We start from the raw sequence: 23,495 nt of genomic DNA on the forward strand, positions 1-23,495 counted from the left end.
TTGCAACTATGATAAAATTGGGTGAATACAATACTTTAGAAATTCTTCGGGAAACAGAACCGGGGCTATATTTAGGCGATACAGAGGAAAACGTGGTGCTTTTACCGCATAGATATAAGCCAGAGCAATACGAAATTGGCGATGAAATTTCGGTATTTATATATTTGGATAATGAAGAGCGGCCAATAGCTACTACACTCGATCCTTTTCTTCAACTAAATACTTTTGGTTATTTGCATTGTAGCGACGTTACCGAATATGGCGCTTTTATGGATTGGGGTCTGGAAAAACAACTTTTTGTACCGTTTAAAGAGCAAGCCCGGCCAATGAAAAAAGGCAATTGGTATATAGTATATTTATATATTGATGAAAAAACAAATCGTTTGGTTGGCAGCAGCAAAACAAACCATTTTCTTCAAAATGAGAACTTATCGGTTGAACCGTTTCAACAAATAGATATTTTAGTAACGCATTTAACCGAAAAAGGTGCAAATGTAATTGTTAACGGCCAACACAAGGGACTTATTTATATTGAAGATATTTTCGAAGATATACGAACTGGCGATAAAATGAAGGCTTTTATTAAAAAAATCCGCCCCGATAATAAAATTGATATCGTCCTACAAAGGCCAGGTTATAAAAGTATCGAACCAAATGCAAACTTTATTCGAGAAGAATTGGAGGCTGCAGGCGGTTTTTTACCGCTTCACGATAAATCTGATCCAGATACCATTAAAAACATGCTGGGAATGAGCAAGAAAAGTTTTAAAAAGGCAATCGGGACGCTTTATAAGGACAAGCAAATTGTAATTAAAGAAGATGGAATTGAGTTAATTTAATTCCGTTTTTCTTCAAACTCGGGACAGTCTACCCGTATGGCCTCTGGCGCTAATGGTTGTTGAAGATATTCGCAATAATCTTTGCCATTTTTTTTAGTATAGAATTTACAAGCGAAACAGGTGCGCTGTACACTTATAATGCCGCTTTTATTCAGATTGTAAATAAGTTTTACAATAGCTTCATAAACCGTTTGAAGCTGCTCGTTATCAAAACTATCAAATTGTTTTTTTATGGGATTGGCATAGTTTTCGGTTACAGAAACCAATTCTTTTCCCTTTGCAGAAAGTACGATAAGATAGCTTCTACTGTCGGGTTTTGAATAGTCTTTTAAAATCAGTTTTTTCTTCTCCAAGGATTTTACGGCATCACTAATGGTAGGTTTTGTAACATCAAATTCCTTAGCCAGATAACTAACTGTACAAAGTGAACTTTCGTGATAGGCAATAAAAATTAGTATTTGAATCTGTATTGGGCTCACACCAGATTTTTTGGCTTCGGCCCAGAGTAGGGTTCGGAAAACTTCCGATATCCGTTCAAGACCAACCACTATTTTATTGCTCACACTTTCTTGCTGAAAGGAGGTATCAAAAACGCTTTTTTCCATAATAATGCCTGTTAAGAATTGAGGCTTAACAGGCAAAGTTAGTATTCCTAATTATTTATTTCAACTTTTAAGTACAGTTTTCCATTTCTAAAATATAAAAACCCATGGTGTGGATTGCTGTTGTTACTTCGGGAGTAGCATTTTCTACGTGACAGAAATTACATTTTTTGGAATTTAAACTTCCAGTTTTAAAAGGTTTGCTGGCTAAATACTGTTTTCCAAAAGCGTAAATTTGGTTTTCATTTTCTAGTGCTGCAGGTACCAAAATATCAAAATGCATTTGCAATCCGTCCGGTCTTGCTACATAAGTGTCCCAAACTGCTATTTTCATAATCAATTGTTTTTAACAGTATAGGGTAATGATAAATTTCCACTTGCCACACTGTAAACATTATACACGCCGAGCATTGGCTTATCCATATTTTCAGTGTTTACCTGCATATATGCCGCTACGCCATCATAATTGAAATTGGACTGGTTATTTATTCTGTACTTCGGAACTACCACTTTAATTATGTTGTTCATGGCTTTTACTCCATAGCCCGGAGAGTCCATATACATTGGCATTCCAGGATTTGTGGGTGGTAGCTTTACGGTTGTGTCGCCTTTTTTAAATCGCTTTACCGCAAGTCCACCTTCCACTCTTTTATCTTCAACCAAAATTACCCAATGGGGATGCCAAATTACACCATCATTATCGTAGCGAGTATCCATACTTTCATCCCATAGCGGAGTGTCGTCAAAATCTGGGTGGGAAGTAAGGGCCAAGGCAACAATTCCGTTCGTTTCACTAAAACCTACATCAGTAGATTTTAACGAAGTGGGGAATACATATCCCAAGACGGGAGCGCCATTCATCTTTCCGGCGGGGGTTGGCGTTGTTGCACCTGCTGTTCCCGCCACTGTTATTTCCCAAACTAAAACATCTAATTGGGTATGATTTATAACCTCAGCCTTTGTGATTTTAAAATCATTATTATCATATTCCGAATTTTGTGTACGGGCATGTGTAGCCAGTAAAAGCATTACTATTATAAATATTGGTTTTTTCATTTTTTTGTTGTTTTAATACAAAGGCTTTCGAAAGAATACCTTTGTAGGGTTAATTAATTTTTTAAATCTGCCATGGAGGCACCATAATTTATGTGTAATACATTGCCGGTAGGCGTAACCAGAGCTGGAACAGATTTTACTCCTAGATTTTCGGCAACCTGTATTTTTGATTTGTCTTCACCTAAATGCACTACTTCAATAGAAGTAGGATCCATCAGTTCTAGAATTTCAACTTCGGCACTTACACATACGGGACAACCGGCGTGGTAAAAAATAGACTTTTTCATAATTAAAACGTATTTAAAGATTAAAGCAATATTGCTTGGACAAATATAGTAAGGAATCCTAACTAAATAAAATATAATTGAATTTTTTTTTACGGTGAATGTTTTGGGTGAAAGAATTCACCCAAATATAAGTGCATATAAAGTGGAAGGGAAGAGGTATTGCGTTATTGCGAATACGGTCCGTAGGCGCCATACCCTACATAAAAACCGCCTCGCCGTGACGGCCGTTGATAAAAACCGTACGAGTAGGGCATAAGTTCAGGTCTTAAATAGCCACGAGATTCTTTATAAGAAATATTTTTAACCGCGGTAGAACCATCGGCACTATAACTGCTATTGCCTCCATAAATGCCATATTCTCTGGGATCCAATGAGATTTTTAAATCAGACTTTACATAATTTTCATTGGCTGCCATAGCATCGTACATGCTCACTGCTTCCCGGTAGTTATTCTTGTTTAGTTTAAAGGATGGAAGTGTATTCGAAGAGTTTGTTGAAAATTCTGAATTGGCAAAAGGTACCGTAATTAAACGCTCTAATTCGGGCAACTTCACGAAGTCTAATTTATTTTTATTGCTTTCAAAATCCAACTGTGCCGAGGCAATCAGCGGAAAAAGTACAATAAAAGTGAATAGCTTTTTCATCGCGACAAATATATCAAATTTTAAGCCAATTTAAACTTGCCGTTCAATTGTATGTTACAAACTTAACTTTTTAGCCGTATCTTTAGGAAGAGCATCTTTATGAACGGTTATGCTAATTGTCTTTAACCGCATGTACGCTTCGCTAAAATACACGTAACCTCCGTTGGCAACCCTTGATTCATCAGATCCCCAGCTATTTTTTACTTTATAATATTTGGTGCCGTTTTGATCGTGAAGTAACCCCGTAATATGCATTAAATGATCGTCTGTAGTATTGTAATTTTCAAACTCCTGTTGACGGTATTGTTGAGTAATATCTTTTTCGGGATAAATACTGTGTAGCGCTTTTAAAGTGTTTTCAGCATTTTCTGGCACAACGGCTACACCATCTTTTGATGAAAAGGCACGTTCACTTACATCACAATCCAATTCAACAGTAAAACCATTTTGCAAAGCATTATCAATGGTAGATATTAGCTCGTTTAGCGGAACATTGTAAAAACTTCCGTTGCTCCAATTATCTGGAATATTCAAAATAAATTTAGAATAGAATGGCGCATGTGTAAAGCTGGTAATATTTATATAATCCGTTGGTACAATTTTGGTCATTTTTAAAAAACTTTCCGGAGTATACTGTTTTCCTTCAAAAGTAAAGTTGGTAATGTTTTTGCCGATGTACACATCCAGAACACCTTCAATTGCCGCACGCCATTTTGGGCTTAAGTTTCTACCGGGATTGTCTATATAGGTTTTTAACATTGCTTCGAGTACCGCAACCATTTCGGCGTGGTTGTATTTGGTTTCTCCCTCAGATAGACCATTAAATGCTATTTCGGGTACCAAACCATTTTTTTTAATCGAATTAATAACGTCGTGTGCCAAACCCCCTTCGCCAAATTGTGCTTTTCCTTGGCGCATAATAAAATTTTCAGCCTTTAGTGGGTAGGTGTTTCGCACTTGGTACATTTCGCTAAGATCTATATTTTTTCCGGTGAGCCTAATAATTTCACTCTCCAAAAATGAAGTACTGCTAAAACTCCAGCAAGTTCCGGTAATACCTTGGCTTAATACGGGTGTTGTTTCAAGATCGGTGACGGTTGTAAATTTGTAAATTTCTTGTGATGAGAGTGTTACTGTGAAGAGTAATACGAAGAATAGAATAAAATGTTTCATTGTATATGCCTGGCCGAGCGCAGTCTAGACCATAATGTAATTTATAAGTTAATACGACCGCCCGACTGCACTCGAGACGTCATTGTATAATTTAAGAGTATGATTTCATATATTTACGCTAAAATAACAAATATGATTTCACCCAACTGGAAAACAGCAAAAGAATATACAGATATAACCTATAAAAAAGCAAATGGCGTAGCGCGAATTGCATTTAACAGGCCTGATGTGCGCAATGCGTTTCGGCCAAAAACAACCGCCGAATTACTTGATGCTTTTCACGATGCGCAAGAAGATACATCTGTTGGAGTGGTATTGTTATCTGCGGAAGGTCCATCATCTAAAGATGGGGTGTATAGTTTCTGTAGCGGTGGCGACCAAAAGGCGCGTGGCCACCAAGGATATGTAGGCGATGACGGCTATCACAGGTTAAATATTCTGGATGTACAACGATTAATCCGTTTTATGCCGAAGGCGGTTATTTGTGTAGTTCCGGGATGGGCAGTGGGCGGCGGGCACAGCTTACACGTGGTCTGCGATTTAACCCTAGCAAGTAAGGAACACGCTATCTTTAAACAGACCGATGCCGACGTTACCAGTTTTGACGGTGGTTACGGAAGTGCTTACTTGGCCAAAATGGTAGGGCAGAAGCGAGCCCGTGAAATCTTTTTCCTTGGAAGAAATTATTCTGCACAGGAAGCTTTTGAAATGGGAATGGTTAATGCCGTAATTCCACATGATGAATTAGAAGATACAGCTTATGAATGGGCGCAGGAAATTCTTGCGAAAAGCCCAACTTCCATAAAAATGCTGAAATTTGCCATGAACCTAACCGATGACGGCATGGTTGGGCAACAGGTTTTTGCAGGTGAAGCAACGCGCCTTGCCTATATGACCGATGAGGCCAAAGAGGGGCGCGATGCTTTTCTGGAAAAACGAAAGCCTAATTTTGATAAGAAGTGGTTGCCGTAACTCGTTATATTTTTTTAAAGTTGATATTGATGCAACAGTAAAATTCGCAGACCTTAAATAATTATTTATTTCCATAAGCATCCGCGTGCACATTTTTAACCGCACGTCCGCTCGGGTCATTCATGTTCTTAAAACTCTCATCCCAATCTAACGCTACTTGACTGCTACAAGCCACACTTGGCACGCTTGGTACTGTTAGAGCTGCAGCATCGCTTGGAAAATGTTCTTCAAAAATGGTTCGGTAATAAAACTCTTCTTTTCTTGTAGGAGTCTGTATCGGGAATCGATAATGGGCATTTGCTATTTGATCATCGGTCACTTTTTCATTGACCATTTCTTTTAAGGAATCGATCCAACTGTAACCCACCCCATCACTAAATTGCTCTTTCTGCCGCCACGCTACCTCTTTCGGCAACATATCGCCAAAAGCCTCGCGGAGGACCCACTTTTCCATTGCCTGTTTATCCTGTGGAGCCTTTTGTCCGGCAAGTATCATTTTATCTTTTGGGTTTAACCGCATAGCAACATCCATAAATTCCTTATCGAGAAAAGGAACACGGCCTTCAATACCCCAAGAAGCTAGAGATTTGTTGGCACGTAAGCAGTCATACATATGTAGTTTGTCTAATTTCCGTACGTTTTCTTCGTGAAAATCTTTAGCCGATGGCGCCTTATGGAAATATAGATATCCACCAAAGATTTCGTCAGCACCCTCGCCTGATAATACCATTTTTATACCCATTGCCTTAATAGCACGCGCCAATAAGAACATTGGGGTGGAGGCGCGAATGGTAGTTATGTCGTAAGTTTCAACGTGATAAATAACATCTTGTATTGCATCAAGGCCTTCTTGGACAGTAAAATTTATTTCGTGGTGTACTGTGCCTAAATGTTCAGCAACTTTTTGGGCGGCAGCCAAATCGGGTGATCCGTCTAAGCCTACAGCAAAGGAATGCAGTCTTGGATACCAAGCACCTTCGGTGTCGCCAGATTCTATACGTTTATCGGCGTACTTTTTAGCCAACGCAGAAGTAATGGAAGAATCTAAACCTCCGGAAAGCAAAACTCCATAGGGCACGTCGCTCATTAACTGTCTTTTTACGGCGGCATCCAATGCTTCTCGCAAATCGCTTATACTTGTTTCATTTTCCTGTACAGCGTTAAAGTCCATCCAATCGCGGGTCCACCATTGTTTTAATTGTCCTTCACTGCTGTGTAAATAATGACCGGGAGGGAAAAGTTCAATTTTAGTACAAAAGCCTTCCAGTGCTTTTAATTCGCTGGCGATATAAAATGTTCCATCTTTATCCCAGCCCATATAAAGCGGGATAATTCCCATGTGGTCTCGAGCTATTAAATATTCATTATTTTCTGCATCATATAACGCAAATCCAAATATTCCGTTGAGCTCATCTAAAAATGAAACTCCCTTTTCCCTATAGAGCGCTAAAATTACCTCGCAGTCACTTTTTGTCTGGAAGTTGTATTTTCCAACAAATTGCTTGCGCAATTCCAAATGATTGTAAATTTCACCGTTCGCGGCCAAAACCAGCTTTCTGTCTTCAGAAATTAACGGTTGTTTACCTGAAGTGGGATCTACAATCGCCAGACGTTCGTGTGCCATAATGGCTTTTTTGTTGCTGAAAATTCCACTCCAGTCTGGACCGCGATGTCTTAATCGTTTTGCCATGGTTAGTAATTGCGGCCTTAATTCTTCTGAAGGCCGTTTTAAATCGAATGCACATACAATTCCACACATAATTTTATAATTTAAATGGTTAGTTTCTTTTTAAATTCATCAGCACTACCTAGAACTGTTTATTTTGAACTCGGCTGAGCTAAGTCGAAGCCAAAAAAAAAGCCCGTCAGGAAAAACCTGACGGGCCGTATATCGCGACAAGTTTTTGTTACGGCAGCTCGTTATTATTAATATTTAAACTTAAATGTAACATATACTTGTTTTTGTTTTACTTGTGAATTACGAATGTAGAATAATTATTTTAAACCAACGCAATTCTTTTTTATATATTTTGAAATTTAATTATCGAAGTTTTGGAAACTTTGAAGGATTGGCTTCGTGCATAATTTCATAAACTTTTTCATAAACATCCTCTACAGAGGGTTTGGTAAAATAGTCGCCATCGGTTCCATAGGGTGGACGGTGATCTTTCGCGGCTAGTGTTTGTGGTTTGCTATCTAGGTATTTATATCCGCCCTGTACTTCAATTACTTGGTTAAGAATATAGGCCGAGGCGCCCCCTGGCACATCTTCATCTATAACTAGCAATCTGTTGGTTTTGGCCACACTTTTCACCAAATCGTGATTTATGTCTAGCGGTAATAGCGATTGTACGTCTATTACTTCGGCATCAATTCCGGCTTGCAATAGCTCCTTGGCAGCTTCCTCAACTATTCTTAACGTACTTCCGTATGAAACTAACGTAATATCGGTACCTTTCTTAATTGTTTCAACTACCCCAATTGGTGTTCTAAAATCGCCCAAATTGTTGGGCATTTTTTCTTTTAAGCGGTAGCCGTTTAAGCATTCTATTACCAATGCAGGCTCATCTGTTTCTAAAAGTGTATTATAAAACCCGGCGGCCTTTGTCATATTTCTTGGCACTAGTACATACATACCTCGCAACAGGTGAATTAGACCACCCATTTGAGAGCCACTATGCCAGATTCCTTCCAATCTATGGCCACGAGTACGCACAATAAGCGGTGCTTTTTGAGTGCCATTGGTTCTATAGCGAACCGTCACCAAATCGTCGCTCATTATTTGTAAACAGTACAAAATATAATCTAAATACTGAATTTCAGCAATAGGGCGAAGGCCTCGCATGGCCATTCCAATACCTTGCCCAAGAATGGTTGCTTCTCGAATGCCCGCATCGGCAACCCGAAGTTCTCCATACTTATCCTGCATTCCTTCCAAACCTTGGTTTACGTCGCCAATTGTACCGCTGTCTTCCCCAAAAATTAATACTTCTGGATGTTTTTCAAAAATGGCGTCAAAATTGTCGCGCAGCACTACACGTCCGTCAACATCTTCTGCATCTTGGGCATATGTAGGAGCTACTTCTGCAATAGTTTTGGCATTTTCTTTTGCTTCGGAATATAAATGTGTGCTGTATTTAGGTTGAATAAGTTCAAAATAATTAGCAATCCAATCTTGAAGTTGTTTCTTTTCTGTTGATTCTTCACCAGTTACGTAACGCAATGCCTTTCTGGCCGATGCGAGAATATTTCTGCGCAATGGTTCTTTTTCGGCGGCCAGTTCATTTTTTATTTTTTCAATAAAGTTTTTATTGGCACTGTTTTCAGCTAAATTACCAAGAAGGAGAACGGCTTCTTCCTGCTCGGTTTTCTGTGGCGATACAAATGCCTCCCAAGCTGCTTTTTTACCGTCGCGAACTTGTTTTTTTATCTCTTTTTCAATAGCTTCCAAAGTTTCTTCCGTAGCAATATCACTTGCAATCATCCATTCGCGCATTTTAGCGTTGCAATCGTATTCTACCTCCCATGCTAGGCGTTCCTTGCTTTTATAGCGTTCGTGAGAGCCGCTGGTACTGTGGCCTTGGGGCTGTGTTAGTTGTTGTACGTGAATTAAAACCGGCACGTGTTCGTCGCGCGCAATCTGTGAGGCGCGACTGTAAACGTCTATAAGTTCAGAATAGTCCCAACCATTTACCCGTATAATTTCATACCCTTTTTCATCTTCGGTACGTTGGAAACCTTTTAAGATTTCAGAGATGTTTTCTTTGGTAGTTTGGTGTTTTGCGTGAACGGAAATTCCATATTCGTCATCCCAAACGCTCATAACCATTGGTACTTGTAAAACGCCAGCGGCATTTATCGTTTCCCAAAAAAGGCCTTCGCTGGTGCTGGCATTTCCAATGGTGCCCCAAGCAACTTCATTTCCGTTGATGGAAAAATTGGTTTTGTTTTCAATGCCTTTTACGTTTCTAAAAATTTTTGAAGCTTGTGCCAACCCTAATAAACGTGGCATTTGCCCTGCCGTTGGCGAAATATCTGCGCTACTGTTTTTTTGTTGCGCTAGGTTTTTCCAACTACCATCTTCGTTAAGTGAATGTGTAGCAAAGTGACCGCCCATTTGTCTTCCGGCGCTCATTGGGTCTGCTTTTATATCGGTATGTGCGTACAAACCAGCAAAAAATTGCTCGATGGTAAGTTTGCCAATGGCCATCATAAAAGTTTGGTCTCGGTAGTAACCACTACGCCAGTCGCCATTTTTAAAAGCTTTGGCCCAGGCTAATTGTGGCACTTCTTTTCCATCGCCAAAAATACCGAACTTCGCTTTTCCCGTAAGTACCTCGCGGCGCCCTAAAAGACTACACTCGCGACTTGTTACCGCAATTTTATAGTCGTTTAGAACTGTTTCTTTGAAATCTTCAAAGGAAATCTCGCCATTTGTCTTTGGATCTGTCTGCATGAATTTTTCTTTAAGGATTACAAAAGTAGCGAAATTGAAGGAGTTTTTCAACGCTAATTTTAGAACATAGCAATTTTCAAAAAGCTGCGATTTTTCTTGCTATTTTGTTTTAATAGGGATTAGCTTCAAAATCAATAATCTAAGTAGTAGGATAAACGGAAACCCGTGCAATAAAACGTCAAACCAGTCTTCGGCTTGCATTCCTTCGGCGCCTCCTGCAATCCATTTTAGTTTTCCCCAAAGGTGTGGTTCTGGAAAAAATGGTGCCAAACCAAGTGTAAGGCAAATTAATATAATGATGCGCCAGTTATTGAGTATTTGCATTAAACTATATGGTTACTTGTTCGTTTAAAATTTGTAATCTAGTACCATCTTCGGGTAAACAAGCCGAGCAATGTTTTTGGACTTAAAGTTACAATAAATCGTACTTTTTCGTCGTAATGGGGTAAGTTGGGTTCGAATCCTAAGTTGGAATAAATAGGGAAATACAATTCAAAATAATCTGCAACCAAACTCAATCTAATTCCGCTATCGAACACGGTATTTACGCCTCGCTCCTTGTTTGCCACCAACCCTATGTCGCCATAGGCATAAATCCATTTCCAGATATTGGTGCTGGCATTCACGGTTGCCATCCAACTATTGGCATAGGCGGGTTCTAACTGCGATTTAAAGCCGCCTTCAGCAATAATAAGCTGTTGGCTAAAAAGTCCGGAGTCTTCACTTCGACCGTAATAATTATAATCGAAAAGATAATCATTTGGACGGTCTAATGCGAAGCTGAAAAAATCTTCATTTTCTCGCGTATCATTAAATAAGAACACCCCCGCGAAGAAACGAAGATTTAACTGTCTGTTACTCAAAAACAGCTTTCTGTATTCTAAATCAACCGAAAGCTTGCTAAACTTGGAAGAAATTTCGTAGTCTGCAACCCCTCTAAAATAATTTATAAGATTTGGGTTTGAATATACATATTGCATATTAAACACACTATAATTGGGCTCTTGATCGGTATCATTGGGGTTTTCATCTCTATAAACATTTACATTTCGCAGATTTATAAATTGTTTTTCATTGTTGCGCAAATCTGAATTCCGGAAAGCAAATGTTATATAAGGTGTAAAGCGTTTATAAAAAAGTCCACGATCGTATGAATAATAATTTCCCGAAAATCCATAGCGCATTGCATATAAATCGCCCTGATCCATGGTCTGGGAATAACTAATAGACGCACTGCCCACGAGCGTTTTGGAACGAAATCCGAATTGAGGTTCTAAACTGTAATGAACGGCTTTAGGCAGTACCGTTTTGTTGTAAAGTCGCAAACCTGCCGAAACGCCATCGTAGAGGTTGTACTCGAAAATAGGCATAAAGAAAAACTGTGTGAATCTAGGATCTTCCACGTCCTGAAATAGCCGAAATTGCAAGGGTTTGTTCAATAGCCCATTTACGGTTTTAAAGTTATTTCTTCGGTTGTATTCGGGTATTTTTCCTTCGTAATTTAAAGCTAGTTTCTCAATATTTTGGGCCGGAATAGTAATAGTGCTTATACTATCTAAAGGCTTTGTCCAGGTTTTATAAACTACCGTATTTTTGTTGAGACCGTATAGCGAAATGGGCAGTTCGCTTTGCCTGTTATTCTTTATGGAAACTCTAAGCGAATCGCCAATTTTTTCAACATTTTTAATTCTGAAATCAATGGTATTTCGGGTGTCGGCAAAATCCTCAAAAAACCAATTTATGGGCAAATTTGTTTTGCTGGCGAGTAAATTTTCAAAATCTGAAGATGTAACTGGTTGCAATTTATTTGCCATATAAAATTCCTTTATTGCTTTATCTAAAACGCCTTGGCCTAGATAATCTTCTAAATAACGCAAGCCGCTGCCTCCATAATATCCATTGGCAATATTCATATTAAACTTTAACAATGAATCTTTTGGAGTTGTTAAAGATTGATGAATATTATTGCGTGCCATATTTAAATATAAAATAGGATACTGATCATTAAACTCAAGATCTGCTGCGTGCGCCCAACGAATTACCCACCAATCACTCAGATTCCCTATAATCTTCATTTTAGGATAATAGGTATCTACATATTTCATCATTAAATAAATCTGAAGCGCGTCCTGTAACCAATAATCGTGGCGCGAATCTAAAATAAGCGTGTTTTGAATATAATGACGTGTTATGGTTTTTAACTGTTCCATATCGTACTCAAAACCATCGGGATAGGGGCTAATAAAACTAGGTAAAAGATTTAGCCCATACACCGGATTAGTTTTATAATCTGCTTCGCTGATAACCATTTTTTGAAACGGATAGGGGCCGAGCTTTTCATCTAAAAAATGGGCAATTCTATCAATCAGTAAAGCTTGTACCGGCGGGTTTATCTTGCTGTTTTGTAAGTTGGTTACTACGGTAAACTTATCGGTTTCAATGGTTTCAAAGTTTGAATATCGTTGCAAGTAAAGTATTGCATTTGTACGTTGGCTGCCTTTTAACGATACTGTTTTTTTGTTTTCTGAAATGTTTTCCGAAACCAACTCTAGATCCGATAGTACTGAGTATTGCTTTGGAAGCTGAAGAACAATGGAGTATTCTGAAGGTGTAGTAAAAAGATCGTTGGTGTTTTTATTGCTGTAAATGCGCCATTCACCATTGTAAACAGCAGGCAAAATATACCAATTTCGCAATTTAAAATTTGCTTGATTATCTACTCCAAACCGAGTAAACTTACTGTTTGGAACTTTTACAACATATTCTAAATTAAAGGTGTAATTCGCCCCCGGAAGCAACGGACTGTCGGGAATAACCTTTAAAATATCTACCTCTTCTCCGCGTGCCCACTGAAGTGGCGTAGCAGTATTAGTATATATTTTTTCGATAGAAGTTTTACCGCGATCGCTATCTTTTTCAAAATGAAAAGAACTGTTGTAGTTTTCGGAAAAACGCTTGCCCAACGGACTGGTTTTAGTGGAAAAACTATTGGGCCAATCAAATAAGTAGAGTTCCCGTAATGTATCTGCAGTGGTATTTTTAAAAGTAATTTTTTGTTTAATTGAAAGAGTTTTCTGTGCAGGGTTAAGCGTAGCATCTATATGTATTGTATGCTGAGCTCTTGCTTGTGCTACCAAACAAAATAGGAAGAGGAATATGATTCTATTTGGCATCAAAAAATTTTAGTGAATTTAAACAGGTTCGCGAAGAAAAGACTATTAAAAATTCGGACTTAAATTATACTCGTTATAAAAATCGTTTAATATTTGAAGCACTTCATCTTCGGTATCTACTAAGTGGACTAAATCTAAATCTTCGGCACTTACATTATTATTGGCTTCTAAAAGTGTGGTTTTTATCCATTCAAAAAGTCCCCCCCAAAATTCGGTGCCAACTAAAATAATTGGAAACTTATCTATTTTATGCGTTTGAATGAGAGTTAATGCCTCAAAAAATTCATCTAAAGTTCCAAAGCCTCCGGGCATAACTACAAAGCCCTGAGAGTACTTTACGAACATTACCTTTCGCACAAAAAAGTAATCGAAATCAATATTTTTATCACTATCTATGTACGGATTGTCGTGTTGCTCAAAAGGCAGTGCAATATTTAACCCAACTGATGTTCCGCCGGCCAAATGGGCTCCCTTATTTCCTGCTTCCATTATTCCAGGACCACCACCGGTTATAACACCATAACCATTTTCGGTTATTTTCTTAGCTATGTTTTCGGCCAATTTGTAATGTGGATTATCCGGTTTAGTTCTAGCGGACCCAAATATTGAAACGCAAGGGCCAATACGGCTCATTTTTTCGTATCCATTTACAAATTCTCCCATGATTTTAAAAATCGCCCAAGAGTCATTGGTCTTAACTTGGTTCCAGTTTTTTGGTATTTGTTCGTCTCTCATTATTCGGTATTCAGTGTATTGTAATCTGTTTAATAAATTTGGTGCTTTATCATTAAGCAACTAATATAATTCTTTTTTAAGGAAACGGGCGGTGTAGCTTTTTTTGTTTTCTGCCACATCTTCCGGGGTTCCCAGAGCCATCACTTTTCCACCTTTTTTTCCACCTTCTGGGCCAATGTCTATAATATAGTCTACGGTCTTTATTACATCCATATTGTGTTCAATTATCAAAACGGTATTCCCTTTTTCCACTAGTTTGTTTAGTACAATCATCAACACGCGAATATCTTCAAAATGAAGCCCGGTAGTGGGTTCGTCTAAAATATAGAACGTATTTCCGGTATCGCGTTTAGAGAGTTCCGTAGCTAGTTTTATACGCTGTGCCTCGCCACCCGAAAGGGTTGTAGATTGTTGGCCAAGGGTAATATAGCCTAAACCTACATCTTTTATGGTTTTTACTTTTCGATATATTTTTGGAATATTTTCAAAGAAGTCTGACGCTTCATTTATAGTCATTGCCAAAACGTCGAAAATAGATTTGCCCTTATAACGAATTTCTAAAGTTTCTCGATTAAAACGCTTGCCTTGGCAAGTTTCGCATTCTACATAAACGTCGGGTAAGAAATTCATCTCAATAACCCGAAGTCCAGCGCCTTTGCAGGTTTCACAGCGACCGCCAGCCACATTAAAACTAAATCGTCCGGGTTTATAACCCCGAATCATTGCCTCGGGTGTTTTAGCGAATAGATTCCTAATTTCGGAAAAAACACCTGTGTATGTGGCTGGGTTGCTTCGTGGTGTTCTTCCAATTGGCGACTGATTAATATCAATTACTTTATCAATATTTTCAAGTCCCGCGATTTTTTTATAGGGCATTGGCTTTTTAACCCCGTTAAAAAAATATGCATTGAGAATAGGGTAAAGGGTTTCATTGATTAAAGTAGATTTTCCGCTTCCTGAAACGCCCGTAACTCCTATCATTTTCCCCAATGGAATTTCTACCGATACATTTTTTAAATTGTTGCCAGTAGCTCCTTTTAAAGTTAAGGTTTTTCCGTTGCCATCGCGTCGCTGCTTCGGAACTTCAATATTTTTGGTACCGTTTAAATAATCGGCGGTAAGAGTATGATGTTTTTTTATTTCTTCGGGTGTGCCTTCCGAGACTATTTCGCCACCATGCCTACCAGCAGCGGGGCCAATGTCTATAACAAAATCGGCGCTTTCTATCATGTCTTTGTCGTGCTCCACCACAATTACCGAATTACCAATTTCGCGTAATTGTTTCAATGAAAAAATTAAGCGTTCATTATCGCGTTGATGCAGGCCAATACTGGGTTCGTCTAAAATATATAGCACGCCAACCAACTGCGATCCAATTTGTGTGGCCAATCTGATGCGCTGGGCTTCGCCTCCCGAAAGCGACTTTGAACCTCTGTCTAAGGCTAAATATGTTAAACCAACATCTACCAAAAATTGAAGTCGCGAACGTACTTCCTTAATAATTTCTGAAGCTATTTTTAATTGTGTTTCCGAAATATTTTTATCGAGATACCTAAACCATTCCGCCAGCTCAATTACATCCATATGGGCCAGTTCAGCGATGTTCTTTCCGTTCACTTTAAAAAACAATGACTCTTTTCGAAGTCGTGCTCCCTGGCATTCCGGACACGGGATTTTATCCATATATTCCTTTGCCCATCGTTTTAGTGACGTGGTTTCGCTGGCATCAAAAGTGTTTTGTATAAAAGTAGCAACTCCTTCAAAATCTATTTTATAGCTTCGGGTAATTCCCAATGCTTTCGATTCAATATCAAACTTTTCATTCCCGCCGAAAAAGATAACGTCTTTGGCTTCCTTCGGAATTTTTTCAAAAGGATCGCTCAGCTTAAATTTGAAACGTTCGGCAATTAACTCCAGTTGCTTAAACACCCAGTTGTTTTTCTGCGGACCGTGTGCAGCCAAAGCACCTTGTTTTATAGAAAGTTTGGGATTTGGTACTAACTTGTCTAGGTTTACTTCGTATAATTTACCCAACCCTTTGCAATGTGGGCACATCCCCTTGGGCGAATTGAAAGAGAAATTATTGGGTTCGGGGTTTGGATATGAAATACCCGAACTCGGACACATTAACGATCGGCTAAAATAACGGGCTTCATTTGTATCGTTGTCTAAAACCATTAAAATATCATCGCCGTGATACATGGCGGTATTTATACTTTCAGCGAGTCGCTTATGGTTTTCGGCTCCTTCAATTTCAGAAACATCAATAGTAGCTATTGATGGTATTTTTAAACGATCTATTACAATTTCAATATCGTGTGTTTTGTAACGATCTACCTTCATTCCTTTGGTTATATCGCGCACTTCGCCATCTATGCGTACTTTTAAAAAGCCTTGTTTGGCAATCTGTTCAAAAAGTTCGCGATAATGACCTTTTCTAGATCTAATTTTGGGTGCAAGTATACTTACCTTTTTGCCCGCATACTCTTCCAGAATTAATTGTTTTATTTGTTCGTCGTTATAGCATACCATTTTCTGCCCCGTGTTGTAGCTATAAGCATCGCTCGCACGTGCATAAAAAAGCCGAAGAAAATCGTAAATTTCTGTGATGGTCCCGACGGTAGAACGCGGACTTTTACTCGTAGTTTTTTGCTCAATGGCAATTACGGGCGAAAGACCTTCAATTTTATCGACATCTGGTCGCTCTAAACTACCCAAAAATTGGCGGGCGTAGGCAGAAAAAGTTTCAATATAGCGGCGCTGCCCTTCGGCATAAATGGTATCAAACGCCAAAGAGGATTTTCCGCTGCCGGAAAGACCTGTTATTACAACTAATTTATCTCTTGGAATACGAACGTCAATGTTCTTTAAGTTGTGGACCCGAGCGCCCAAAACTTCTATAAAATCCTCATTTTTCGACATAGCTTGCAAAGGTACTCAATTGAACCGAAAATAAAGAACGCATGTTATTTGTGGGGTGTTAATATTTGATAAAAAAATAAATTTTAATAGCCGATGGCTGTATCATCCCCACGACGATCGGCACCGCCTTGGAGTTTTCCATTTGGCAAAATTAAAATTGCATCTACACTTCCAATTTCGGGTAGTATTTGGTTGCTGGAGGAATAACCTTTAGCTTCAAGGTTTTTAATTGTTTCAGACGAAAATCCATCGGCTTCAAATAATATTAAATCAGGCAGCCATTGGTGGTGAAAGCGCGGAGCATTAACAGCTTCCTGCATATTCATTTCAAATTCATATACATTTAAAAATGTTTGCAAAACCGATGTAATAATCGTAGATCCACCGGGTGTGCCCAAAACCATTAAAAGTTTGCCATCTTTTTCTGCAATGGTGGGCGTCATAGAGCTTAGCATTCTTTTTTGTGGGGCAATAGCATTGGCTTCACCACCAATAAGACCAAACATATTTGGTGTGCCGGGCTTGGCACTAAAATCGTCCATTTCATTGTTTAAAAAGAAGCCGAGCTCAGGAATATATAATTTAGATCCGTATGAAGCGTTAAGGGTTGTGGTTACTGAAACAGCGTTTCCAAATTTATCTACTATTGAATAATGCGTGGTTTCAAGACTTTCGTAACTAGTAATTTTTCCTGGTTTTATCGTTTCGGAAGGAGTGGCATTTTCAAATGAAAAGTTCTTCATTCGTTTAGATATATATGTATTGGAAAGTAGTGAATCTACCGGAATATCAATAAAATCAGGGTCGCCCAAATATTCGCTTCTATCGGCGTAGGCGCGTTTTTCAGCTTCTACCAAAAGCTGTATATATTTTTCTGAATTATGACCGTATTCGGTAAGCGGAAATGGCGCAATCATTTGCAAAATTTGTGAAAGACAAATGCCACCACTCGAAGGTGGCGCCATTGAAATAAGTTTTACATCTTTATACTTAAAAACCATGGCCTCGCGCCAAATGGCTTCATAGGCATCTAAATCTTTTTGAGTTATGATTCCTCCTTTTTGTTGGAGGAAATCGATCATTTTCTTACCAGTTTCTCCAGCATAAAATTCGGCTCTTCCGTTTTTTGCAATTCTGCTAAGGGTAGTTGCTAGCGCAGTGTTTTTTAAAGTATCGCCAGCCGTGTAAGTTGACGTAAAAATTGACGCCCCGCCATTAATTTTTTCAAATTCATCTTTAAATTCATCAAAACGTGCCTTTTGTTTTGGTGTTATTAGAAATCCTTTGTTTGCTAATTCAATCACGGGTTTTAACAGTATTTCCATGGGCATTGTGCCAAATTTTTCGTGCACGGCAAAAATGCCTGCAATACTACCGGGTACGCCAACTGCCAATCCGCCTTCAGTACTTTTTTCAGGAATATACTTACCGTTGTTGTCAAGATACATATCTCGTGTAGCAGCCAAGGGCGCTTTTTCACGAAAATCTAAGGAACCAATTTCGCCAAATTCGGTTCGGAAGACCATAAACCCGCCGCCCCCAATGTTTCCGGCGTTGGGATGCGTTAAAGCCAAAGCCATATGAGTGGCAATCATGGCATCAAATGCGGTACCGCCATTTTTTAGAATCGATGCGCCTATTTTTGAAGCTTCCGCACGAGCCGAAACTACCATGGCACTATCTGCAATTACAGCTTTTATTTCGGTTTTTGGTGAGGTTGTTCCTGTTATGGGCTTGGGATTGTCTTTACAGGAAATCAATAGCATAATTAGTAAAAGGGCGAGGTATTGTTTCATAATTGGTTGCGTTTATTGTTGCAATAGCTAATAAGTTCTTCAAAAAAGGAAGTGAATTCTGCTTCAAATTCGTCGTAATAGATTTCTAGCTCCTCAACGGCCAGATTCATTTTTGAAATCCCTTTGGTGCGAACATTCATTTGAGCCAGTATTTTTCCGATACCTTCAACAGTAGCGTAGCTTAAAAGCCAGTTGTCGGCTATCATGTATGGCATCATTCGCTGAATGCGTGCGGGGAGTATTGTAAAGTTTTCGCGAAGTAATTTATAAAAATCCTGTACGTATATATCCAAAGGTTGGTTAGAATATTGGCTCCAATTTTTGGCTAAAAAGTGATCGTACAGTATATCTACAATTACCCCGCTATAATGACTGTAATTTTTGTGAAGCCGCGCCGTACTTTGGTGTACGGTGGGGTGGGCGTCTGTAAAGGTGTCTATAGCCCGGTGGAGCAAAATTCCTTTTGCAATGCCGGGTGGAAATTTTAGATAACGTTTCCCTTTTATGCCATCGGCAATAAAGTTGCCGATAATTACGTCTTCTTCGTCGCCGGAGAGATAGATGTGGGCTAAAAAATTCATTCAATAAATATATGTATTTTTGAGCTGTAAAAACTGAAAATTGAAGAGGTTACCCAATTTAGATCCATTGCGGTTTTTTCTAGCTTCCCTCGTGTTGCTTTTTCACTTGCCCCAACTTTCGGCCAATCAAGGGTTGCCTTTTTTTGACGGGCTTCCAGTATTTCATCGCGGTTTAGAGGCGGTGTACATGTTTTTTGTGCTTAGCGGTTTTTTAATTATTCGGATTATTTACCGAGCAAAAATTCGAGATTCTTTTTCTATTAAAGATTTTTACATTCGCCGAATTCTGCGCATATTTCCACTGTATTATTTAGTTTTAGGTTTTGGCCTGCTTTTTTACAATGTTATTTTACCGTGGTTAAATATACCTTTTGAAATAAATTATACGTGGAAACAAGCCTTATTTTACAACGTTTTCTTTCTTCCGAATGTATTCGCAAAATTATACGACCCCGGCGGAATTATTGAAATACTGTGGTCTATCGGCATTGAAGAACAATTTTATTTACTAATTGCACCGTTGCTGTTTTTTATTAATGCGAAATGGATTTTACGTGTTTTAAGCATTTTGTTGTTAGGATATTTCATTCTTTATTGGTCCGATGTTTTTGAGTTGCTTCGCCAATATACCTTTGTTTTTTTCTATCTTTTTACGGGTGGTGTAATTGCCATTTTAGAAGAAAGGAAAAAGCTCGAATTTTTAAAATGTTCGGCAATTTTTCCGGCAGTAATTTGTGTAGCAACTTTACTGTATTACATTACAGATATATTTCTGTTTGAACCGTTGTGGCTTCGGTCTTTAATAACGTGCTTTTTGTTTGGTTTCTTTATACATTCCTTGGCTTTTAACAATCGGGGTGTACAGGCCAACAGCAAAGTTTTAAATCACCTTGGGAGTATTTCATATGGCATTTATATGTATCACGCCATTGTATTAAATGCCGTAGTGTTTTTATTTTTGAAATTGGAGATACTACAAAACCTTAATGAAAAATTAACTGTAATTTTAATGCTCCTGCTTACCTTCGCGGGAACTATATTTATTGCCCATTTATCCTATACATATTTTGAGCTATACTTTTTAAAGTTGAAAAATAAATTTAGATAACGATTTTTTAAACTACGAGATATTGAATTTCACGTTAAATACAACTTCAACAAATAACTATTAAAATATAACAATATATAATGACACTAATTAAATCTATATCGGGAATCCGTGGCACAATTGGCGGAGCGCAAAGCGAAAACTTAACACCTATTGATGCGGTAAAATACGCCGCGGCATACGGCACTTGGGTTAAACAACAACGCAATAAGAAAGATTACAAAATTGTGGTAGGTCGCGATGCGCGTATTTCGGGACAAATGATTCAACAACTTGTAATGAATACCTTGGTGGGGATGGGAATAACCGTGATAGATTTAGACCTTTCAACCACACCTACTGTAGAAATGGCAGTAACAATGGAACACGCTGACGGCGGAATAATTCTTACCGCAAGCCACAACCCAAAACAATGGAATGCGCTTAAATTACTAAATAATAAAGGTGAATTTTTAAACGCAGCTGCCGGCCAACAAATTCTGGATATTGCCGAAGAAGGAAATATACGCTTTGCCGAAGTTGACGATTTGGGTGAAATTCATAAAAACGATGCCTACATAGATTTACATATTGATGAAATTTTAGAGCTGCCACTAGTAAATTCAGATGCCATAAAAAGCGCAAAATTGAAAGTTGTGGTAGATGCCGTAAATTCTACGGGAGGTCTTGCAGTACCTTTGCTTTTAGAGGCTTTAGGCGTAGAAACGGTAAAATTGTATTGTACCCCAAACGGCGAATTTCCACACAATCCGGAACCGTTAAAAGAACATTTGGGCGATTTAATGGAATTAGTGGTGGAAGAAAATGCCGACTTCGGAATTGTGGTGGATCCCGATGTTGATAGACTTGCTTTTGTAGATGAAAAAGGCGAAATGTTTGGCGAAGAATACACCCTCGTTGCCGTTGCCGATTATGTTTTGCAAAACAATCCAGGAAATACGGTTTCAAATATGTCGTCTTCCCGGGCTTTGCGCGATGTTACCGAAAAACATGGCGGAACTTATACCGCAAGTGCCGTTGGCGAAGTGAATGTAGTTGAAAAAATGAAGGAAACCAATGCTGTGATTGGGGGAGAGGGCAATGGCGGTATTATTTACCCTGAGCTGCACTACGGCCGAGACAGTTTGGTGGGCATTGCTTTATTCTTAAGTTTTTTAGCAGAAGAAAAAATTTCAGTGAGTGAACTTCGTAAAAAATACACCGCGTATTTTATGAGCAAAAAGAAGATTGAATTAACCCCGCAATTGGACGTTGATGCAATTTTAAAAGCAATGGAAGCTAAATATGCTTCGGAAGAAATAAATACCATTGACGGCGTAAAAATAGATTTTGCAGAAAACTGGGTACACCTTCGAAAATCAAATACCGAACCTATTATAAGAATTTATACCGAAGCGAAAAGCCAAGAAGAGGCGGATGCTTTGGCAGATAGGATTATTGGGGAGATTAAGGGCATTGCTGGGTTGTAGTCAATCAGTTCTTCTAAGTTTCCACCGTTTGTGCGACCATAAATAATACTCAGGTTTTTCACGAATCTGCGCTTCCAAAGCGTCAAAAAACATGCGGGTAATTTGAAAATCTGGGTATTCTTTCGGGTTGTCAACCAACGGAATAAAAGTGGCCGTGTAATAGCCTCGTTTCACCTTTTCAACTTTAAGATAAACTACTGAAAAGTCAAGTTTTTTTGCCAGTTCCTCAGTTCCTGTGAACATAGGTACATCTATTCCCATAAAGGTGTCACGATGTTTAAAAGCACCTATTTTTGGAGTTTGGTCGCTAAGAATATAGGTAAGGGTTTTTATGCCTTTTTTCCATTTTCTAAATAGAACCGGCACAATTTTTTTATTGCTGACAATGATACCGCCAAAGTGTTCGCGGGTTTTTTTAACCAAAGCGTCAAATTGTTTACTGCCCAAAGGTTTGTAAACGGCGTGGGCTTGATGCTGCATCAATTTATTCAAAATTCCGCTCCATTCCCAGTTGCCATAATGGCCTGCCATTAACAGGATGCTTCTGTCGTTTTGGTAATAGCTGTCAAGTATTTCGGCATTGGTAACCACAAACCGTTTGCGGATTTCTTCTTCGGAAATGGTAAATGCTTTTATCGTCTCAAAGATAATATCGCACAAATGTTTAAAAAATTGTCGCGCAATTCGGTTTCTTTCTTTTTGGGTTTTTTCGGGAAAAACCAAGGCCAGATTATCCTTTACAACTTTTTTGCGATAGCCAATAATATAATAGGCCAATATGTACATTGCGGTAGATTTAATGTACAAAATGCGCATTGGCATAATGGAAAGTAGCCAAAGAATTGGATAAGCCAGGATATAAAGCAATCTTTGCATAGCGAATGTTCGTGCAAAACTAATTAAATAAATGTTCAATATTCAACGTTCAATATTCAATATTCAGGATAATGCCACAATTAATCACTAACTTTTAACTATTAACTTTTCAATTAAAGATGCAAAACTTACACATCGCCACAATTGTTATCATTGCCGCCAATGTAATTATTTCGTTAAAAGGATTTAACGATTTTTCATTTTTCGAAAAATATAAATTCAATATTGCCGGGATACGCCGCGGCGAGCAGATACGTATGTTTAGCTCCGCTTTTCTGCATGCGGATTTTTCGCATTTATTGTTTAATATGCTTACGCTTTACTTTTTTGCGCCTGTGGTTATTATGAGCGTGGGGGTTACGTATTTTGTAATAATATATGTAGCGAGTTTAATCATTGGCAACCTGCTTTCGTTTTATTTCCATAAAGACGAGTATCACTATAGTGCAATTGGCGCGAGTGGCGCGGTAATGGGCGTTTTATATTCTGCCATTTTATTTTTCCCAGACATGGGTCTTTATTTATTTTTTATTCCCATCCCCATACCTGCTTGGCTTTTTGGAATGGGTTATTTGCTGTATTCAATTTATGGTATGAAAAAACGATTGGGCAATATTGGCCACGATGCCCACATTGGCGGAGCAATTGGCGGGTATGTACTTACCCTTGTTTTTGCGCCTTATTTATTTCAAACTAGTTTGTGGATAGTTGTGTTATTGGCTATTCCTCTAATTATATTGTTTGTTATGCACAAACTGGGAAAAATATAGAAAATTGGACGCTGGGTATTATACTTTTAAATGTAG

At 38.5% G+C, this 23,495-nt stretch carries 20 protein-coding genes; 5 read left to right on the forward strand and 15 right to left on the reverse strand.

The features are described 5' to 3' along the window. Positions 1-8: 8 nt before the first annotated feature. Positions 9-839: a CvfB family protein gene (locus QCQ61_RS11560; RefSeq protein WP_279447804.1), complete on the forward strand. Its 831-nt coding sequence runs from the start codon at positions 9-11 to the stop codon at positions 837-839. Here QCQ61_RS11560 and QCQ61_RS11565 read toward each other — a convergent pair. The 6 genes from QCQ61_RS11565 to QCQ61_RS11590 form a co-directional block, all read right to left on the reverse strand. Further along, complete coding sequence (locus tag QCQ61_RS11565) at positions 836-1,444, reverse strand: MarR family winged helix-turn-helix transcriptional regulator (RefSeq protein ID WP_279447805.1); 609 nt, start codon at positions 1,442-1,444, stop codon at positions 836-838. The genes QCQ61_RS11560 and QCQ61_RS11565 overlap by 4 nt on opposite strands. Positions 1,445-1,511: 67 nt before the next feature. Then, complete coding sequence (locus QCQ61_RS11570; RefSeq protein ID WP_279447806.1) at positions 1,512-1,775, reverse strand: DUF2024 family protein; 264 nt, start codon at positions 1,773-1,775, stop codon at positions 1,512-1,514. A gap of 2 nt (positions 1,776-1,777) precedes the next feature. Then, positions 1,778-2,497: a hypothetical protein gene (locus tag QCQ61_RS11575; protein ID WP_279447807.1), complete on the reverse strand. Its 720-nt coding sequence runs from the start codon at positions 2,495-2,497 to the stop codon at positions 1,778-1,780. Between the two features lie 53 nt (positions 2,498-2,550). Next, positions 2,551-2,784: a thioredoxin domain-containing protein gene (locus QCQ61_RS11580; protein ID WP_279447808.1), complete on the reverse strand. Its 234-nt coding sequence runs from the start codon at positions 2,782-2,784 to the stop codon at positions 2,551-2,553. Positions 2,785-2,948: 164 nt separating this feature from the next. Next, the gene (locus tag QCQ61_RS11585; protein ID WP_279447809.1) at positions 2,949-3,428 is read right to left on the reverse strand and encodes a hypothetical protein; all 480 of its coding nucleotides are present in this window, start codon (positions 3,426-3,428) and stop codon (positions 2,949-2,951) included. A 54-nt stretch (positions 3,429-3,482) separates the two neighbouring features. Next, positions 3,483-4,601: a C1 family peptidase gene (locus QCQ61_RS11590; protein WP_279447810.1), complete on the reverse strand. Its 1,119-nt coding sequence runs from the start codon at positions 4,599-4,601 to the stop codon at positions 3,483-3,485. 132 nt (positions 4,602-4,733) lie between these two features. Between QCQ61_RS11590 and QCQ61_RS11595 the strand changes: the two genes are divergently transcribed. Further along, positions 4,734-5,573: a 1,4-dihydroxy-2-naphthoyl-CoA synthase gene (locus tag QCQ61_RS11595; protein ID WP_279447811.1), complete on the forward strand. Its 840-nt coding sequence runs from the start codon at positions 4,734-4,736 to the stop codon at positions 5,571-5,573. Between the two features lie 61 nt (positions 5,574-5,634). Here the strand turns inward: QCQ61_RS11595 and asnB are convergent, their stop codons facing one another. The 8 genes from asnB to QCQ61_RS11635 form a co-directional block, all read right to left on the reverse strand. After that, positions 5,635-7,332, reverse strand: coding sequence for an asparagine synthase B (asnB, locus tag QCQ61_RS11600; RefSeq protein WP_279447812.1), 1,698 nt, complete (start codon positions 7,330-7,332; stop codon positions 5,635-5,637). 282 nt (positions 7,333-7,614) lie between these two features. After that, the gene (locus QCQ61_RS11605) at positions 7,615-10,029 is read right to left on the reverse strand and encodes an alpha-ketoacid dehydrogenase subunit alpha/beta (protein ID WP_279447813.1); all 2,415 of its coding nucleotides are present in this window, start codon (positions 10,027-10,029) and stop codon (positions 7,615-7,617) included. Positions 10,030-10,128: 99 nt separating this feature from the next. Then, entirely contained in the window at positions 10,129-10,353 is a 225-nt protein-coding gene (locus QCQ61_RS11610; protein WP_279447814.1) for a hypothetical protein, read from the reverse strand. Positions 10,354-10,391: 38 nt separating this feature from the next. Next, positions 10,392-13,202 carry a gluzincin family metallopeptidase gene (locus QCQ61_RS11615; RefSeq protein WP_279447815.1) on the reverse strand — a complete coding sequence of 937 codons (2,811 nt, stop codon included), beginning with the start codon at positions 13,200-13,202 and terminating at the stop codon, positions 10,392-10,394. Positions 13,203-13,247: 45 nt separating this feature from the next. After that, the gene (locus tag QCQ61_RS11620; protein WP_279447816.1) at positions 13,248-13,937 is read right to left on the reverse strand and encodes an LOG family protein; all 690 of its coding nucleotides are present in this window, start codon (positions 13,935-13,937) and stop codon (positions 13,248-13,250) included. Positions 13,938-13,997: 60 nt separating this feature from the next. After that, positions 13,998-16,859, reverse strand: coding sequence for an excinuclease ABC subunit UvrA (gene uvrA, locus QCQ61_RS11625; RefSeq protein WP_279447817.1), 2,862 nt, complete (start codon positions 16,857-16,859; stop codon positions 13,998-14,000). A gap of 83 nt (positions 16,860-16,942) precedes the next feature. Next, positions 16,943-18,655 (reverse strand): gamma-glutamyltransferase, encoded by a 1,713-nt coding sequence (gene ggt, locus QCQ61_RS11630; protein ID WP_279447818.1) that lies wholly within the window; start codon positions 18,653-18,655, stop codon positions 16,943-16,945. Next, positions 18,652-19,236 carry an acyl carrier protein phosphodiesterase gene (locus QCQ61_RS11635; RefSeq protein WP_279447819.1) on the reverse strand — a complete coding sequence of 195 codons (585 nt, stop codon included), beginning with the start codon at positions 19,234-19,236 and terminating at the stop codon, positions 18,652-18,654. The genes ggt and QCQ61_RS11635 overlap by 4 nt, the downstream gene beginning before the upstream one ends. 40 nt (positions 19,237-19,276) lie before the next feature. Here QCQ61_RS11635 and QCQ61_RS11640 point away from each other — a divergent pair, with 40 nt between their 5' ends. Together QCQ61_RS11640 and glmM are read left to right on the forward strand one after the other, a co-directional pair. Next, entirely contained in the window at positions 19,277-20,344 is a 1,068-nt protein-coding gene (locus QCQ61_RS11640) for an acyltransferase family protein (RefSeq protein ID WP_279447820.1), read from the forward strand. Positions 20,345-20,424: 80 nt separating this feature from the next. After that, the gene (glmM, locus tag QCQ61_RS11645) at positions 20,425-21,813 is read left to right on the forward strand and encodes a phosphoglucosamine mutase (RefSeq protein WP_279447821.1); all 1,389 of its coding nucleotides are present in this window, start codon (positions 20,425-20,427) and stop codon (positions 21,811-21,813) included. On the opposite strand, the gene QCQ61_RS11650 is transcribed toward glmM, so the two are convergent. Continuing rightward, positions 21,814-22,689, reverse strand: a complete 876-nt coding sequence (locus QCQ61_RS11650) for a lysophospholipid acyltransferase family protein (RefSeq protein WP_279447822.1) — start codon at positions 22,687-22,689, stop codon at positions 21,814-21,816. A 119-nt stretch (positions 22,690-22,808) separates the two neighbouring features. On the opposite strand from QCQ61_RS11650, the gene QCQ61_RS11655 reads away from it, so the two are divergent. Beyond that, positions 22,809-23,459: a rhomboid family intramembrane serine protease gene (locus QCQ61_RS11655; RefSeq protein WP_279447823.1), complete on the forward strand. Its 651-nt coding sequence runs from the start codon at positions 22,809-22,811 to the stop codon at positions 23,457-23,459. Positions 23,460-23,495: the final 36 nt, after the last annotated feature.

The organism is Aequorivita marisscotiae (assembly GCF_029814825.1).
GTDB lineage: Bacteria > Bacteroidota > Bacteroidia > Flavobacteriales > Flavobacteriaceae > Aequorivita > Aequorivita marisscotiae.

What these genes read in the sequence shown, in the direction of transcription:
- QCQ61_RS11560 (WP_279447804.1), top strand. Translation starts at nt 9, where the DNA reads ATGATAAAATTGGGTGAATACAATACTTTAGAAATTCTTCGGGAAACA.
- QCQ61_RS11565 (WP_279447805.1), bottom strand. Translation starts at nt 1,444, where the DNA reads ATGGAAAAAAGCGTTTTTGATACCTCCTTTCAGCAAGAAAGTGTGAGC.
- QCQ61_RS11570 (WP_279447806.1), bottom strand. Translation starts at nt 1,775, where the DNA reads ATGAAAATAGCAGTTTGGGACACTTATGTAGCAAGACCGGACGGATTG.
- QCQ61_RS11575 (WP_279447807.1), bottom strand. Translation starts at nt 2,497, where the DNA reads ATGAAAAAACCAATATTTATAATAGTAATGCTTTTACTGGCTACACAT.
- QCQ61_RS11580 (WP_279447808.1), bottom strand. Translation starts at nt 2,784, where the DNA reads ATGAAAAAGTCTATTTTTTACCACGCCGGTTGTCCCGTATGTGTAAGT.
- QCQ61_RS11585 (WP_279447809.1), bottom strand. Translation starts at nt 3,428, where the DNA reads ATGAAAAAGCTATTCACTTTTATTGTACTTTTTCCGCTGATTGCCTCG.
- QCQ61_RS11590 (WP_279447810.1), bottom strand. Translation starts at nt 4,601, where the DNA reads ATGAAACATTTTATTCTATTCTTCGTATTACTCTTCACAGTAACACTC.
- QCQ61_RS11595 (WP_279447811.1), top strand. Translation starts at nt 4,734, where the DNA reads ATGATTTCACCCAACTGGAAAACAGCAAAAGAATATACAGATATAACC.
- asnB (WP_279447812.1), bottom strand. Translation starts at nt 7,332, where the DNA reads ATGTGTGGAATTGTATGTGCATTCGATTTAAAACGGCCTTCAGAAGAA.
- QCQ61_RS11605 (WP_279447813.1), bottom strand. Translation starts at nt 10,029, where the DNA reads ATGCAGACAGATCCAAAGACAAATGGCGAGATTTCCTTTGAAGATTTC.
- QCQ61_RS11610 (WP_279447814.1), bottom strand. Translation starts at nt 10,353, where the DNA reads ATGCAAATACTCAATAACTGGCGCATCATTATATTAATTTGCCTTACA.
- QCQ61_RS11615 (WP_279447815.1), bottom strand. Translation starts at nt 13,202, where the DNA reads ATGCCAAATAGAATCATATTCCTCTTCCTATTTTGTTTGGTAGCACAA.
- QCQ61_RS11620 (WP_279447816.1), bottom strand. Translation starts at nt 13,937, where the DNA reads ATGAGAGACGAACAAATACCAAAAAACTGGAACCAAGTTAAGACCAAT.
- uvrA (WP_279447817.1), bottom strand. Translation starts at nt 16,859, where the DNA reads ATGTCGAAAAATGAGGATTTTATAGAAGTTTTGGGCGCTCGGGTCCAC.
- ggt (WP_279447818.1), bottom strand. Translation starts at nt 18,655, where the DNA reads ATGAAACAATACCTCGCCCTTTTACTAATTATGCTATTGATTTCCTGT.
- QCQ61_RS11635 (WP_279447819.1), bottom strand. Translation starts at nt 19,236, where the DNA reads ATGAATTTTTTAGCCCACATCTATCTCTCCGGCGACGAAGAAGACGTA.
- glmM (WP_279447821.1), top strand. Translation starts at nt 20,425, where the DNA reads ATGACACTAATTAAATCTATATCGGGAATCCGTGGCACAATTGGCGGA.
- QCQ61_RS11650 (WP_279447822.1), bottom strand. Translation starts at nt 22,689, where the DNA reads ATGCAAAGATTGCTTTATATCCTGGCTTATCCAATTCTTTGGCTACTT.
- QCQ61_RS11655 (WP_279447823.1), top strand. Translation starts at nt 22,809, where the DNA reads ATGCAAAACTTACACATCGCCACAATTGTTATCATTGCCGCCAATGTA.